General features: G+C 42.8%; 13 protein-coding genes and 1 other RNA gene. 2 read left to right on the top strand and 12 right to left on the bottom strand.

What is annotated here, in order from left to right; genetic code table 11:
• Window positions 1-87 precede the first annotated feature (87 nt).
• Window positions 88-720, bottom strand: coding sequence for a DedA family protein (locus V7L01_RS33420; protein WP_335042596.1), 633 nt, complete (start codon window positions 718-720; stop codon window positions 88-90).
• 499 nt (window positions 721-1,219) lie between these two features.
• On the opposite strand from V7L01_RS33420, the gene V7L01_RS33415 reads away from it, so the two are divergent.
• Window positions 1,220-1,573, top strand: coding sequence for an STAS domain-containing protein (locus tag V7L01_RS33415; protein ID WP_335042595.1), 354 nt, complete (start codon window positions 1,220-1,222; stop codon window positions 1,571-1,573).
• 715 nt (window positions 1,574-2,288) lie between these two features.
• Here the strand turns inward: V7L01_RS33415 and V7L01_RS33410 are convergent.
• Together V7L01_RS33410 and V7L01_RS33405 are read right to left on the bottom strand one after the other, a co-directional pair.
• Complete coding sequence (locus V7L01_RS33410; protein ID WP_335042594.1) at window positions 2,289-4,001, bottom strand: diflavin flavoprotein; 1,713 nt, start codon at window positions 3,999-4,001, stop codon at window positions 2,289-2,291.
• A gap of 120 nt (window positions 4,002-4,121) precedes the next feature.
• Window positions 4,122-5,840, bottom strand: coding sequence for a diflavin flavoprotein (locus V7L01_RS33405; RefSeq protein ID WP_335042593.1), 1,719 nt, complete (start codon window positions 5,838-5,840; stop codon window positions 4,122-4,124).
• A 1,181-nt stretch (window positions 5,841-7,021) separates the two neighbouring features.
• Between V7L01_RS33405 and V7L01_RS33400 the strand changes: the two genes are divergently transcribed.
• Window positions 7,022-7,477, top strand: coding sequence for a helix-turn-helix domain-containing protein (locus V7L01_RS33400; RefSeq protein ID WP_335042592.1), 456 nt, complete (start codon window positions 7,022-7,024; stop codon window positions 7,475-7,477).
• A 92-nt stretch (window positions 7,478-7,569) separates the two neighbouring features.
• Here V7L01_RS33400 and ssrA read toward each other — a convergent pair.
• The 9 genes from ssrA to V7L01_RS33355 all read right to left on the bottom strand — a co-directional run bounded on the left by ssrA (window position 7,570) and on the right by V7L01_RS33355 (window position 14,548).
• Window positions 7,570-7,960, bottom strand: a transfer-messenger RNA (tmRNA) gene (gene ssrA, locus V7L01_RS33395).
• A gap of 156 nt (window positions 7,961-8,116) precedes the next feature.
• Window positions 8,117-9,064 carry a F0F1 ATP synthase subunit gamma gene (locus V7L01_RS33390; protein WP_335042591.1) on the bottom strand — a complete coding sequence of 316 codons (948 nt, stop codon included), beginning with the start codon at window positions 9,062-9,064 and terminating at the stop codon, window positions 8,117-8,119.
• Between the two features lie 167 nt (window positions 9,065-9,231).
• Window positions 9,232-10,752: a F0F1 ATP synthase subunit alpha gene (atpA, locus tag V7L01_RS33385; protein WP_335042590.1), complete on the bottom strand. Its 1,521-nt coding sequence runs from the start codon at window positions 10,750-10,752 to the stop codon at window positions 9,232-9,234.
• A 208-nt stretch (window positions 10,753-10,960) separates the two neighbouring features.
• Window positions 10,961-11,515 carry an ATP synthase F1 subunit delta gene (gene atpH / locus V7L01_RS33380; RefSeq protein WP_163936145.1) on the bottom strand — a complete coding sequence of 185 codons (555 nt, stop codon included), beginning with the start codon at window positions 11,513-11,515 and terminating at the stop codon, window positions 10,961-10,963.
• Window positions 11,512-12,084, bottom strand: a complete 573-nt coding sequence (locus V7L01_RS33375) for a F0F1 ATP synthase subunit B (protein ID WP_174712790.1) — start codon at window positions 12,082-12,084, stop codon at window positions 11,512-11,514. The genes atpH and V7L01_RS33375 overlap by 4 nt, the downstream gene beginning before the upstream one ends.
• Before the next feature lie 194 nt (window positions 12,085-12,278).
• Window positions 12,279-12,710 (bottom strand): F0F1 ATP synthase subunit B', encoded by a 432-nt coding sequence (locus V7L01_RS33370; protein ID WP_118167294.1) that lies wholly within the window; start codon window positions 12,708-12,710, stop codon window positions 12,279-12,281.
• A 180-nt stretch (window positions 12,711-12,890) separates the two neighbouring features.
• Window positions 12,891-13,136: an ATP synthase F0 subunit C gene (gene atpE / locus V7L01_RS33365; protein ID WP_013192016.1), complete on the bottom strand. Its 246-nt coding sequence runs from the start codon at window positions 13,134-13,136 to the stop codon at window positions 12,891-12,893.
• A 149-nt stretch (window positions 13,137-13,285) separates the two neighbouring features.
• Window positions 13,286-14,047, bottom strand: coding sequence for a F0F1 ATP synthase subunit A (gene atpB, locus V7L01_RS33360; RefSeq protein WP_335042588.1), 762 nt, complete (start codon window positions 14,045-14,047; stop codon window positions 13,286-13,288).
• 60 nt (window positions 14,048-14,107) lie between these two features.
• Window positions 14,108-14,548: an ATP synthase subunit I gene (locus V7L01_RS33355; RefSeq protein WP_335042587.1), complete on the bottom strand. Its 441-nt coding sequence runs from the start codon at window positions 14,546-14,548 to the stop codon at window positions 14,108-14,110.
• Window positions 14,549-14,766: the final 218 nt, after the last annotated feature.

Genomic DNA, 14,766 nt, shown 5'->3' with positions numbered 1-14,766 from the left:
AGTTAAAAGTTAGGAGTTAGGAGTTAAAAATGCAAAATACAAGAAGTGAAGTTAAAAATTATTTCTTTTAACTTCACTCCTGACTCCTCACTTTTCACTACTAATTTCTTTAACTTGTCGGGACTCCAGCCACAGTGGGACAAAAATTAAGGCAGCGAGGATTAGTAAGGCTGCGATCGCAAATTGACCCACCCAAGCAACCAATTGTTCTAAAGAGACAATTTTGCCAGCAAAAAAAGCTAAGGTCACCATCAAACTAGCCCAAGCAACTGCTCCTAAAAAGTTGTATAAAGAGAATTTTCCAAAGGGCATTTCGGCTATACCAGCTAGTGGTGCAGCAAAAACTCGCAACAACGCCAAAAAACGTCCAAAAAATACTCCTTTAGCAGCATTTTGGCTAAATTGTTCTTTAATATTTAGCAGCCGCACTTCAGAAATCCGAAATATGCTACCAACTTTTACTAGAAAAGACCAACCGCTAAGTCTACCAACCCAATACCCACAAGTGCCGCCAATTACAGCACCCATAATTGCGTCACCGAGAACCAGCCAGAAATTTAGTTCATCGCTGCCAGCTAGAAACCCGCCCACTAAGGTCACGGTTTCACCAGGAAGGGGAATGCCTAAATTTTCTAGCAAAATGCCCAAAAAAATTGCCCAATAGCCATAACTGTGGGCGATTTCCTGGATATTTTCTAGTGAAATCAGCTCTAAAGACATTCCGCACCGCCGCCTTTACAAATTTTTACTTTAATTTTTACTTTTATTATATCTTTGCTTGTCTTTGCGTGGGGTGTCAATGAAACCAATACATAGAGTCATTAAGCCATTAGTTTAATATTGAATAATCCATAGCTTATAGTCTATGGTAACTATTAATTTTTGATTATTAACTATGCAAATTTTTATAATTTAATATCACAATTTCATACTTTTTCAACAAAAATTAAAAAGTTTATAAAAAATTTATAATTATCCAGTTAAATTATAAAAATCTTGTAAAAGATACGGTTGATACCGAAATTGTTAGGCGCTTATGCCTATATTGATGAAAGTTATCACAAATTATACGACATGAATACTGAAATAATCCCTCTCAGCTGCACGAATGCAATTGCCCAAATATCTGGGTAAAACAGTCATTTTGCCGTTGAAAGAGAAGAGGTATTGATGTCTTTTTTCGATTTTTGTCACGTGTTCCAACTACCCTGTTAAATTTATGACTCTTACACAAGAACTTCAAGTGATTTTGTTTAAACCCCAAGCAAGCATAGATTTGGAAGGCGGTAAGGCTTTGAGTCAACAGATGGCTGGAGTAGTACCCCAAGCTCATCAACTCTGGGTTATCGACCTAGCAGAAGTTACTTTCATGGATAGTTCTGGATTAGTCCCTTTGGTAAAAGGGCTGAAAGCTGCACGTCAGAGTGGTTGCCGCTTGGTTTTATGCAACGTACAAGCTCCTGTACGGTTAATTTTGGAACTTACCCAACTAGATTCAGTGTTTGAAATTTTTCACACTTATGAAGATATTTTTACCACCGTCAAAGATAACAGTCTGGTGCTAGCAGGCTAACTAAAATAAATCTACCTATAGAAGGATGGTGGAGTCAAGCAGTATTTGCATTATTTCACATTTCCCAATGTATCATCACACCGTCAAAGATAACAGTCTGGTGCTAGCAGACTGATTTTCTATTTTGTTTAGAGAAGAATGTTGAGGAAAACTTATGGCTTTGAGCTAGGTAATATCAATGGCAGATGAATGAATCTGTTTGTTGGAAGCCAATCTATCTAAGCCAATAAAGTAGTAACCCTTGCAGGTTATTGAATTCTGGGTACTTAGTAACCGCCAATTCAGGCGATGCTTGGGGTTATTGCTAGCCTACGCGCACGACAAGTTGACGGTAGCGCTAGGCGCTACCGAGACTCAGACTCAATCAAAAGTACAAGTGTTAAATAAGGTCACAGTATCACATTTAACTTAGTGATAGCTGCCGCTCATAACTAGTAACTTGGGTTATTAGTGCCAAACACAACGTAGCTGTTATAAGCGGCTATCGAGTACTCGTGCTTGGAAAAAGTTGCCCGAATAATCATGTCTTGATATCTCCGACAGTACTAACAGAGTAGCCCCAGCGATCGCGCTCATTAATGCCGTCGATCGCAAAAGCATGAAAACTGGGACGGGCAAGATGCCCATCCCACAAGACAAAAGAGAATTTTTGTCGTAAAACGCCTTGGCTATATTTGAGCTAAAGCGGTTTTTGTTAGGTTAAATTTCTCACTATCTAATAATGAGTGCCGGTTTTGCGATGGTTAATGGCAGTAACAGCATCAGGCTTGAGTAATTTACCTTCATCCACAGTTGCATACACAACCCAATGATCGCCACATTCCAGACGTTGGTTGACTGAGCATTCCAGATATGCTAATGCGTCAGTGAGAACGGTACAACCGTTATCCGCAACCGCTGTACTAAAGTTGGCAAATCTATCTTCTCCAGGTGCGAAAGATTTACGGAAATGCTTCATGTAGTCTTGATGATTGCCTTCAGGTAGAATGTTTAAGGCAAACTTACCGCCTGGATACATCAAAGATTCGATCGCTCGATCTTTAGCGATCGCAACAGTTAATCCAGGTGGGTTGAAAGTGGCTTGAGAAACCCAAGCACCTAGCATTGCGGTAGATACTTCTCCAAGTTTCGCTGTAACCACGCAGACGGAACCAACGATCCGACCAACAGCCTGTTCTACTGGAGTAGCCGCTTGTTGTGGTACGCGTACCTTTTTAGCCTTTTTCAGTGCTTGGGCAAAGTCTGTACCGAGTTCTTCACAGAATTTGAGAGTGACATCATCAGGTTTAAACTTCACCTTCAGAGTGTCAAAGCCAAAGCGATATCCAGCATCTCGGAGTTTACCTTCGATTAAGTCAAAGGCTTCACCACTCCAGCCATAAGAACCAAAGACCCCAGCGAGTTTGCTGTTGTCACCGCTCGATAAGACGATACCTAAAGCAGTATGAATGGGAGTTGGCGCATGACCACCGATGGTAGGAGAACCAATGATAAAACCCTCTGACTGTGCTAGGTTGATGCGAATTTCATCAGGGGTAGCAAATTCGCAGTTGATTGATTTGACTGCGACTCCACCTTTAGTTAATCCCAGAGCGATCGCTTGTGCTAAAGTCGCCGTATTGCCGTAAGCTGAAGCGTAAAGTAGGGCAACAGAAATCTCGCGATCGTTGTGAGAACGGCTCCACTCTGCATAAGCTTTGGTGAGTTCGATTAAGCTGGTGCGTACCAAGGGCCCGTGACCCACAGCATACATTCTCACCTGCAAATCTGATATTTTCTCCAAAGCTGCTTGCACATGAGGAATTTGGGGAGCCATCAGGCAGTTAAAGTAATAACGCTGGTCTTCTTTAAGCGCTTCCCAGTTATCATCAAACACTTCATCACCACAGAGATGAGTTGCAAATAACTTATCTGTGTAGAGAATTTGGGTTTGCCCATCGTAGGTACAAAGTCCTTCCGGCCAGCGTGGACTGGGAGTAGGGAAGAATTTTAAAACATGACCCTTGCCTAAATCCAGAGTTTCTTTCCCCCGCATCACCAAGACTTTCAGATCGCGATCTAGGAAAGCAGCACGCAAATTGTTCGCACCGGGAAGAGAACAGACAAAAGTTACCTGTGGTGCCAGTTCTAAAATTGCTTTGAGGGTTGCAACTCGATTGGGACTAAAATGACCCAGAATTATATAATCCAAATGTTGCAAATCTAAAGTCTGCCGCAATGCTTCTAAATAAATTTCGGTAAAGCTTTCTGGCGGTGGATCGATAAGTGCGGTTTTATCAGCTTCAATTAAATAGCAATTGGAGGTAGTACCTCTTTCAAGTGCGTATTCAATTTCAAACCGCAGACGTGACCAACTACGTGCTCTGATCGCCTTAGTATTTGTAGCAATTGGTAGAACTTGTACGTCGCGTGGCTTGGAATTGGTCATAGCTGTTGGGTAAAGTTGGGGAACAAAGTTATAGGTTATAGGGCATAGGGTATAGATCGTAGGAAACAGGGGATAGTTTTCTTTGCTGTCCCCTGTCACCTGTTACCTCTTCCCTATTTATTAGTAGTAATTACCTACTTTGCGATGGCGAACGGCTGTCAATCCATCGTTTTTGGAGACACGGCCTTCTTGGACGGTGCAGTATAAAATCCAGTGGTCGCTGCATTCCATGCTGCTCTGTATTTCACATTCCATGTATGCTAGAGCATCAGTTAGAATCGGCGAACCGTTTTTTGCAGGTTGAGTTTTCACCCCAGCAAAGCGGTCAGCACCAGGATGCAAGCGCTTGAGGAAATGTTTCTTGAGTTCTTGATAATTGCCTTCTTCCAAAACGTTGAGGACGAAGCGATCGCCTACTTGCATTAAGGAATCAATGGCGCGGTCTTTGGCAACGGCAATTGTCAATCCTAAGGGTTGCAAACTCGCTTGCGTTACCCAAGACGCCAGCATTGCACTTGAGGCATTATCTTTTTTCGTGGTGACTATATATAGTCCGCTACTAATGCGACCTAATGCCTTTTCCATGTTGACATCAAGGGACTTGATTTGCTTGATGTTGCGATCGCGCACTAGCAATTGTCCGATGTCTTTACCCGCTTCTTCACACAACTGGAAAGTTGATGCGCTGGGAACCTCTCTAATCCGAATCGCTGGGAAGGCTTCTTTGATGCCAGAGTTGAGAAATTGTCTGCGGATTGTATCAATGGGTTCATCATCCCCACCGTAACATTCAAATAGCCCAATCAATTGCTTGTTCTTGGCGACAGCTAGCACCGAACTGATACTAGCTTGGGCGGCGGCAGAAGTAGTCGGAGGCATACCAATAATAATGCCAGCTGCTCTCCCGGCTAGTTCTTGAATTTCTTGGCTCTCAGCAGTACTCAGATCCAGTACTTCTACGCCAATGCCAGTTTTCAGTATACCTTCGGCAATTGCGTGGCCAAGGCGTTCGCCATACCCGTAATCTGAGACAAAAAACAAGCCGACGGTGGTTTCTGCTTTAGCTTGTTTTTGGCTCCAATTTTCGTAGCACCCGGTTAGAACATCTAAATGGTGGTATAATAATGGCCCGTGACCGTTGGCGATAATATTAATCTTCCCAAGATCGCCCATCCGCTTCATCGCATTCAGCAGCGAACGAGCGTTAGGGCCCATCAAGCAGTCGTAGTAAAATCTAAAGTCAGCTTCGATCGCTTCTAAATCTTCATCGAAGGTGCGATCGTCACAGAAGTGCATCCCAAAAGCATCGCAGGTGTAGAGAATTTGGGTTTTGCGGTCAAAGCTAAAGATTGTATCCGGCCAGTGCAGGTTAGGCGCACTCACGAATTCCATTTCGTGTCCTTTGCCGATATCTATGCGATCGCCGGTTTTCACAACCCGCTTGGAAAAAGGATCGTGTACCAAGCCTTCCAAAAACTGAAGCGCAACTTTTGATGCTAAAACGGTAGCTCTAGGAGCTAACTGAAGAACATCTTCCACCAAGCCGCTATGGTCTGGTTCTGTGTGGCTGACAATTATGTAATCAATTGTTTTGGGGTTGACAAGACCTTTGAGAGTCTCTAAATACAGATCGCGAAACTTCTGGTGAGAAGTATCGATCAAAACTGTTTGTTCGCCCCGAATTAGATATGAATTGTAGGTTGTGCCGTTTTGCAGTCCGAATTCGATATCGAAGCGATCGCGATCCCAATCAAGAGAGCGAATCGCTGTTGTGTTAGGGGCAATTTCTACAGTTTGTATAGTTAACCGATGCTGAACGTTCTCTGCGATCGCTACCATTATTCGTCTCCGAGCGCAAATTAACAGGTTTTTCTTCTGCCCCCATTGTCCCTATTATTTTTTTATTAAGTTGTAATGAATATCAGTTTTTGAAAAATTTAACTTGTATCAATTATTGCTGTTTTTTAGCAAAAAATATGACTCAACAAATCTACTAAATATTAATTTATTATTCAAGATTTACTGAGTATTTAATTTTGCTATTTTTCTATTTTAATCCTAATTCAAAAATATCATGCTCATCATATTTTTTTACAAAAAACCTTAGAAATTAAAAAGATCGCGTATCAAGGACTGTTAGATTAACCTTTATTTTTCAGAATAATGTATGAATGCTAAAGACATACGAGGATTTATAAAGAGACTTTGTATTTTTGGTACAAAATTTTGGGCGATCGCAAAATAAATGTCTTAAGACAATAGATTTAGATATCAATCATAAAAAGTTAGTTTTTTTTAAGATGCTCTATTCTAACTAAGTAGAAAAGTGGGAAAGGTGGGAAAAGCAGGAAAGGTAGGAAAAGTAAGACTAATTTTCTCTCCGTTTTCAATCCGTAACAAATAAACTGTTAACACTGTTTTTCCCAATTAGTATTGAATATATTTTTGTCTCAAGCAATAACCTTGTTACATCAAATATAAACTTTATGTAAAGTTGAGAAGATAGAAATTTTTTCAGAGTAATCAAAGCCAACTTCTAGAGACGAGTTGAATAAAAAGGAACTAGGCTTGTATACGTTTTTCCGCTCATCTAAACGGAAAGTAGCGTAAAAATGATTTTTAAAGTTTCGATAAATATGCGTAACTATACGAATAATCTAAGAATTTTAATGATACAGTCCTTTATTATCGGCTTTAGACATTAATCAGGACAACGCCAACAAATTCTTATTGTTATAGCCAGAAGCTTTAGCTTATAGCTATTGAATAAATTTGCCTATACAGGCTAATGGTGTCATTTCTGATGTACCTAACTTTTATAAAAATCCATTGTCGATAATAAATTACAAATTTTGATAGTGTTCTCAAGCCAATACTTCTCACGTAGGAGCCTTCTAGATGCAGGCATCTTTAATACTTGTAGTTCAGCTTTTTAGAGCGTGCTATTAAATACGTAAGTAATAAGTATATAGGCTAGAAATAAAAATGGCAAAAATTGACTATGTAAAAGGTTATTGTTTATGGGATGCCGATTAAAAGTCTTTCTAACGATAGAGGAAAAGCAGACTTTAGAAGAGTTAAGAAAAGCCAAAGATGTTCCTCAACGTACAAAGGATCGCGCTCAAGTTTTACTGCTGAATGCTCGCGGCTTAAAAAATGAGCATATTGCTAAAGGCTTAAACTGGGCAATTTCAACAGTACGTCAAACCCTTCATCGCTGGCAAAAGATGGGTTTAGTAGGTCTGTGGGATGCTCCTGGTAGAGGGGGAAAACCTCGATATTCAGAATCAGATTTGGTTTATCTAGAAAATTGTTTAGCTCAAGAGTCAGAAACTTATAACTCTAAACAATTAGCAAAAAAACTGGCATCTGAGCGTCAAGTAAACTTGAGTGCAGATCGATTACGACGAGTACTAAAAAAAAGGGGAAGGAGGTTTGGAACCGCACGCAAACAACCTCAGGAACAGAATAATTAACTGATTGAGAAATATTGATTGCTGAATAACTGATAAAACAAAACAAAATCCACCTAAACATTAAACTGTTTGGTGGATTTGTTAGTTATTCTTAGTGGATCCGAGCAGAGTCGAACTGCTGTCCAAATTGGGTATTGACCCCCCGCTCATTCACAGGTTTAGCCTTTCTGACCCTCAAGGCGGGAATCGTTCATTATCCCGAACGTAGGATGCTCTGATTTAATCTTAGCTAGACAAGCCAACCAGAGAACGCTTGCTAGAGCATCCGTTGGGGTTTGGTCTTCAGTCCTTAACGGAGTCAAACCGAAGACGCTCGAACCTATAAGAGGTGTTTAGGCTGCTACTGGAGCGGCTTTACGAGCAAAGCTAACGATGTTATTCGCATTTACTTTTTGTTTGAGCCTTTGATTTGCGAGAGGAGACTCACTCTCGACCTGAATCACAGAGCAGCGTTCGCCAACCTGTCGAAACCGTGACGGACCCATGCGCTTTATATTTCAATTATAATACGCGATTCTGGAAATGTGTTATTGACAAAAAATTTTGCCCAAATATTAAAAATAGCCAATTGCTAATCTTAAAATAATTAGCAATTGACTATATATTACAACGCACTACAAATAAATAATTAGCTATACCCTAAGTTAGTGCTTCAGCACCACCAACAACCTCTAGGAGTTCTTGGGTAATTGCAGCTTGTCGGGCTTTGTTGTAAGACAGCGTGAGGGTGTTAATCAGTTCGCCGGCATTTTCACTAGCATTACTCATGGCTGTCATCCGCGCTGCTAGTTCACTAGCCGCCGATTCTTGCAGCGCTCGCAATAGCTGGTTACTTAGATACAGGGGCAACAAAGAATCGAGAATCTGCACTGGATCTTGCTCGAAAATCATGTCAGGAGCCAACGGGCGGGCTTGGCTAGCTACTTTCTCCCGTTCTACTTCAAATTTACCGCCACGGGTTGTCAAGCGGAAGATTTCGTCATCGCTTGCTTCTAGTCCTTGCGGATCGAGGGGCAGTAAGGTTTGGATTACAGGGCGGGAGCTAACTAAGGAAAGGAATCTGGTGTAGATTAATTCGATGCGGTCTACTTCTTCGGAAAGGAACAAGGAAAGTAGTTGGTCGGCAATCTGATTGGCTTCTGCTGCGGTGGGAATTTGCTCTAAGCCGCTGTAAGTAGCATCAATAGGCTGATCGCGGCGTTGAAAGTACTGTGTAGATTTGCGTCCGACTAACACAAATTGATAGTTTAAACCTTCTGCTTTGATTTCTTTGGCGCGGTTTTCTGCACGACGGATAACGTTATTATTGTAGCCGCCGCATAGACCGCGATCGCCTGAAATTACCAACAGCCCGACTGACTTAACTTCTCTTTTCTTCAGCAGTGGTAGGTTTGCTTCTTCAAAGCGCAGACGGCTTTGCAAACCATACAATACTTGTGCCAAGCGATCGGCAAAGGGGCGAGTCGCTAGCACTTGTTCTTGCGCCCGGCGCACTCTAGCCGCAGCTACAAGACGCATGGCTTCTGTGATTTTTTTGGTGTTTTTGACCGACTGAATGCGATCGCGTATTGCTTTTAGATTGGCCATATTCTTGTCCTTAGTCCTTAGTCATTTGTCATTTTTCCTCTCTTACAAAGTTCTGATGCCTGCGGCAACCCCTTCGGGGAACGGAGGAAACCTCCGCTCAGACTTTGCGCTTTGTCACTAGTCATTAGTTCTTTACCAATGACTAATGACTAATGACTGATGACTAATTACGCTGCTGCTTTGAAGGTCTTCTTGTATTCGGCAAGTGCTTCTTTCAAGGCAGTTTCTTCTGCATCACCTAGTGCTTTGGAGGCTTTTACTCCTTCGGCATACTGGGTTTTACCAGTCTTTAAGTACTCCCGCAGACCTTGAGTAAAGGTGGTGACTTTATCAACAGGCACATCATCCAAGTATCCATTAATACCAGCGTAAAGAATTGCTACTTGCTCGTATACTGAGAGTGGCGAATTTTGTGGTTGCTTGAGAAGTTCGCGCAACCGTTGACCTCGTGCCAACTGGTCTTGAGTGGCTTTATCTAAGTCAGAAGCAAATTGAGCGAAGGCTTGCAGGTCGTCAAATTGAGCTAGTTCCAATTTAATCTTACCGGCAACTTTTTTCATTGCCTTGGTTTGCGCCGCAGAACCCACGCGGGATACAGAAATACCTGGGTTCACAGCCGGACGGATACCAGCGTTGAACAAGTCAGAAGATAGGAATATCTGACCATCGGTAATAGAAATTACGTTGGTGGGGATGTATGCTGAAACGTCACCAGCTTGGGTTTCGATGATTGGTAGGGCGGTCATACTGCCTTTACCTAATTCATCACTCAGCTTTGCTGCTCTTTCTAACAAACGAGAGTGAATGTAGAATACATCTCCAGGGTAAGCTTCGCGTCCGGGCGGACGACGCAGCAAGAGGGACATTTGGCGATAAGCTTGGGCTTGCTTGGAGAGGTCATCATAAATTACCAGGGTAGCTTTGCCTTTGTACATAAAGTACTCAGCAATAGTTGCGCCTGTGTAAGGAGCTAGGTATTGTAGTGTTGCTGGTTCGCTGGCACTAGCAAAGACAACGACGGTGTAATCCATCGCGCCTTTTTCTTGCAATGTCTGCACCACGTTAGCTACGGTGGAAGCCTTTTGACCGATCGCAACGTAGACACAAACTACATCTTCTTCTTTTTGGTTGATGATGGTGTCGATCGCGATCGCAGTTTTACCGGTTTGACGGTCACCGATAATCAATTCCCGTTGACCACGACCGATAGGAATCATTGAGTCAATAGCTGTAATACCCGTTTGCATGGGTTCGTGTACTGACCGACGAGCAATGATACCAGGCGCTGGAGATTCAATCAAACGGCTTTCTGAGGACTTGATGTCTCCCTTACCATCAATGGGAAGACCCAAAGCGTTTACAACTCGTCCAATTAAGGCTTCTCCCACGGGTACTTGGGCAATTCTACCAGTAGCGGTTACAGAACTACCTTCTTGAATTTCCAGCCCTTCACCCATGAGCACCGCGCCCACGTTGTCTTCTTCCAAGTTCTGAGCGATGCCAATTGTGCCATCTTCAAATTCTAAGAGTTCCCCAGACATAGCCTTTTCCAGACCATAGATCCGGGCAATACCGTCACCTACTTGTAGGACGGTACCAACGTTAGCAACTTTGACTTCTTGGTCGTATTGCTCGATTTGTTGTTGGATAATGCTGCTAATTTCGTCAGGTCTAATTGATATGCTCATGTGTCTATCTTGTTTGCTTTCGAGACGGGAAAATTCAAGAGTTAAGAGTGATGAGTTAAGAGTGAGGAGTTAAGAGGGATGAGTTAAAAAAGCAAAGCTTAAAAGTTAAAAGTCAAAATAAATTACTATTTACTTAACTCCTAACTCCTAACTCCTAACTCCTAACTCCTGTACAGACGCGATTAATCGCGTCTCTACTCCTAACTTTCTAGCTATTAGTTAAGCGCAATGAAAGGCGACGCAATTGACCCCGGATACTGGCATCAATTACCTGCGAACCTACTTTAATGATTACACCACCAATTAACTCGCTGTCTACCTTGGTTTCTAGTTCTACCTGGCGAGCATTACTGATGGCAATCACTTTTTCGGTGATTGCTTGCTGTTGAGCTTCTGTGAGGGGAACGGCTGAAATTACTTCCGCTAATACGGTTTGATTCAGCTGCCGCAACAGCGCCAGATATTGTTGAAAAATCGATTCCAAGAATGCAATGCGGCGTTTGTCTACTAATATCAACAAAAAGTTGCGTAAGTAGGGGTTAGAACCTTCACCGAGTATTTGTTTGATGAGAGCTTTTTTGTTCTCAGCCTGAATAAACGGGTTGCTGAAGAAGTTGTGTAGCTGTTTGTCTGCTCTGAGCAGTCCCAGGAAAGTCCGCGCATCTTCCCCGAACTCTTCTGTCAAATTTTTCGATTGCGCTATTGACAAAAGTGCCTGTGCGTAGGGTTGGGCTACTTCGGCTGCCGCTACCTGACTTGTCATACATTGCCTCCCAGTTGTGCGATGCTACGGTCAATTAAACTTTGTTGAGCATCGTCGGCAATCCCGCCTTTGAGTTGCGATTCGACTTTTTGCAATGCTAGTGTAGCAACTCTTTGCCGTAGTTGAGCGATCGCTCGCTCGGTTTCGGTGTTTAAATCTGCTGCTGCTGTTTGTTTCAAGCGTTCTACGTCTTGCGCTGCCTTTGCTAACAAGGCTTCTTTCGATTTTTGGGCGTTTTCTACAGCCGATTGGCGGATACGTTCTGCTTCTGCCTGAGATTGCTTCAACTGCTCTTGCGCTTGGGAAAGGGCAGTCTTTGCCTCTTTTAAGCGCCCTTCTGCTTCCTGAATTGCGGTGGCAATATTGGATTGTCGCTCGTTCAGGATATTGCTTAAAACTTTACGTCCGAAGTAGAATAGTATGCCAACCAGAATCGCTAGATTGATCAGATTGGTTTCAAAAATGTCTAGGTTTAGACCGAAACCACCTTCTGCTGCGCCTTCTGCCAATTCAGAGTGAACAGCGTTCGCTTCTGCGGCAAGTAATAAGAATGTCCCCATGATACCCATTTACAAGTGCGCTGCTCGCTTGCTAATACGTTGTATTTTCCTCTAGGGAAATGAAATTAAGTATCTTTTCACCGTAGAGAAATTTAAGTATCTTTCCCCAGAAGGGAAAAAGTGCCTTTTTTTGACACTTAAATTTTGCGCTCTGGACTAGGGCCCAGCTGCGCGTATGCTTTCACGGAACCAGTCTGGTTAGCTTATCTAACTGGAGTTGGCCCCAATAGTTTTTCTAGAATCTGCCTGCTTAGAGCATCAACTTGTTGCTCTAAGGTACGAAAAGCTTCTTGCTTTTGTTGTTCTATTTCAACAGAAGCTTGTTCTCGTTGAGACTGAGCTTCCTTTTGAGCCTCGGCAATTTTCTCGGCAGTAATTTTCTTAGCTTCAAGTTGAGCTGCTTCTACGGTAGCTTGCGATTGTCTGCGAGCGTCTGCGAGTTGTTGCTCATATTCGGTAGCCAAGCGCTCGGCTTTAGCCAAGCTCTCTTTCGCCTCAAGGGTATTCGTTCGGATATAATTATCGCGATCGTCTAGTACCTTGGTCAGTGGCTTATAGAAAATTGCATTCAACAAAGCTGCCAATAGCAGGAATTGCAATGCCATGAAGGGCAAGGTAGCATCGAAATCAAACATTTCTCTCCTCTTTGGCTGGAGTAGCAGTTTTCATGGCTAGCAACATCATCCAACCTTTCATATTTTAAAGACCCATAGCCAACAAGGGTCAACTGAACATTAGAAATATTACGATACCCAAAAGATTTGGTTGTAGAGGCGTGATGATTCACGTCTCCACACTCACAAAATTTTCAGGTATTAAGCGAAGGGGTTAGCAAACAGCAATACCAGGGCAATTACTAGACCATAGATAGTCAAGGATTCCATGAATGCCAAGGTTAATAGCAGAGTACCGCGAATTTTTCCTTCTGCTTCAGGTTGACGAGCAATACCTTCTACTGCTTGTCCAGCAGCGTTTCCTTGACCGATACCAGGGCCAATTGCAGCTAAACCAATCGCTAAAGCAGCAGCGAGAACTGAAGCAGCCTGAACTAATGGATCCATGTTGATTTTCCTTGCTTTGATTACAAAACTAACAGACTTTACGTTAACGATTAGAAACGTGGTTTTCACGCTGCACCGGGTTCTTTAGATCGCGCTTTGCGATGTTTTGAGCGAACATGCTCTTGGAACTGTGCCATCACCTGAGAAGTTTAATGCTCCTCATGTTCTTCTCCACCATGCCCCTCCATTGCCTCATGAATGTATGCTCCGGCTAGGGTGGCAAAAACCAGGGCTTGAATGGCACTAGTAAATAAACCCAAGGCCATTACAGGCAGAGGTACAAATAGAGGAACTAGCAGCACCAACACCGCTACTACCAATTCATCCGCCAAAATATTACCAAATAGCCGGAAGCTTAGGGAGAGGGGTTTGGTGAAATCTTCTAGGATTGCGATCGGCAACAAAACAGGTGTTGGCTCTATATATTTCTTAAAGTAGCCTAAACCCCGTTTGCTAAAACCTGCGTAAAAGTACGCTAGGGAGGTAAGCAATGCCAATGCAACAGTCGTATTGATGTCATTGGTGGGAGCTGCCAATTCGCCCGAAGGTAGCCTGATGAGCTTCCAGGGAATTAGTGCGCCTGACCAGTTCGATACGAAAATAAACAAGAACAGTGTGCCAATAAATGGCACCCAAGGGCGGTACTCTTTCTCACCAAGTTGGTTTTTTGCCAGATCGCGAATAAATTCTAGGGCATATTCCATCAAATTCTGGATGCCCTTGGGAATTCTTTGTGCGTTGCGAGTAGCAGCTATTGAAGCCACTACTAGAATACTAATCACAAACCATGAGGTAAGAAAAACTTGCCCATGAATTTTAAGATTGCCCAACTGCCAGTAGAAATGATGACCTACTTCTAATGCGGCGAGGGGAAAAGAATTAAAGGCGTTTAAGACACTAAGCATTTGCATTCTTCAAGCATTTTCCCCAACGAGCGAGGATGGGATTACTATCTTTGTGAGCCTGACTTTTTAAGAATCAGGAATGAACGCAATTTGCACCATATAGACGAAGAGCGTGGCTTTGTAAGTTAGAAACCCCAAAAATATGGGCAAAATCTGTAGCTCACGCCATTGAGTTGCCACGATCATCACTCCAATAAATAGAGCAAAACGAGTTTTGCTCAGACTGGTTTTCTCACTACCGAGCTGCTCAACGTCTCTAGCCAACATTTTTAAGTAAACCACACCTGTACACGCCCCAATTAAATAATTTAGGGCAATGTTTAAGGAATAAAAAATCCACACAGAGATAAAAATAACCCCCGTCAAGACAAGCGTGATTACCAACAATCGCTGGAAGAGTTGATGGAACTCTTGCATGGAGTTACCTGATTCTGTGTCTCCAGAACCAGTTTTAGCATCTTGTTGCGTTGTCGGAGTGGGCGCAATTGATTCGTCTGACAAGCTCACGGGACTTGAAACCAGTACAGTTAAATATGATGACTGCACATTCAGTCAGCTGAATCATATCACGATCCGGTAACAATACTTTAGGAAAAAACAATTAACTTCTTGGCAACGTTACACATTCAGTAATGTCGCGCTCACAGAAGCGAGAGAGCGGCCGATCGTGTGAGGGAGCGTGTGGATGAATAATCAATAAATGTTGCCTGAAAATTCAAAATTTC

Source organism: Nostoc sp., from assembly GCF_036917095.1.
Classification (GTDB): Bacteria; Cyanobacteriota; Cyanobacteriia; order Cyanobacteriales; family Nostocaceae; genus Nostoc.
The sequence above is the reverse complement of the archived record's forward strand: the minus strand, read 5'-3'. Positions and strand labels throughout refer to the sequence as shown.

Bases quoted from the DNA above. Each gene is read 5' to 3' on its own strand.
- V7L01_RS33420 (WP_335042596.1), bottom strand. From the start codon at position 720: ATGTCTTTAGAGCTGATTTCACTAGAAAATATCCAGGAAATCGCCCAC.
- V7L01_RS33415 (WP_335042595.1), top strand. From the start codon at position 1,220: ATGACTCTTACACAAGAACTTCAAGTGATTTTGTTTAAACCCCAAGCA.
- V7L01_RS33410 (WP_335042594.1), bottom strand. From the start codon at position 4,001: ATGACCAATTCCAAGCCACGCGACGTACAAGTTCTACCAATTGCTACA.
- V7L01_RS33405 (WP_335042593.1), bottom strand. From the start codon at position 5,840: ATGGTAGCGATCGCAGAGAACGTTCAGCATCGGTTAACTATACAAACT.
- V7L01_RS33400 (WP_335042592.1), top strand. From the start codon at position 7,022: ATGGGATGCCGATTAAAAGTCTTTCTAACGATAGAGGAAAAGCAGACT.
- V7L01_RS33390 (WP_335042591.1), bottom strand. From the start codon at position 9,064: ATGGCCAATCTAAAAGCAATACGCGATCGCATTCAGTCGGTCAAAAAC.
- atpA (WP_335042590.1), bottom strand. From the start codon at position 10,752: ATGAGCATATCAATTAGACCTGACGAAATTAGCAGCATTATCCAACAA.
- atpH (WP_163936145.1), bottom strand. From the start codon at position 11,515: ATGACAAGTCAGGTAGCGGCAGCCGAAGTAGCCCAACCCTACGCACAG.
- V7L01_RS33375 (WP_174712790.1), bottom strand. From the start codon at position 12,084: ATGGGTATCATGGGGACATTCTTATTACTTGCCGCAGAAGCGAACGCT.
- V7L01_RS33370 (WP_118167294.1), bottom strand. From the start codon at position 12,710: ATGTTTGATTTCGATGCTACCTTGCCCTTCATGGCATTGCAATTCCTG.
- atpE (WP_013192016.1), bottom strand. From the start codon at position 13,136: ATGGATCCATTAGTTCAGGCTGCTTCAGTTCTCGCTGCTGCTTTAGCG.
- atpB (WP_335042588.1), bottom strand. From the start codon at position 14,047: ATGCAAATGCTTAGTGTCTTAAACGCCTTTAATTCTTTTCCCCTCGCC.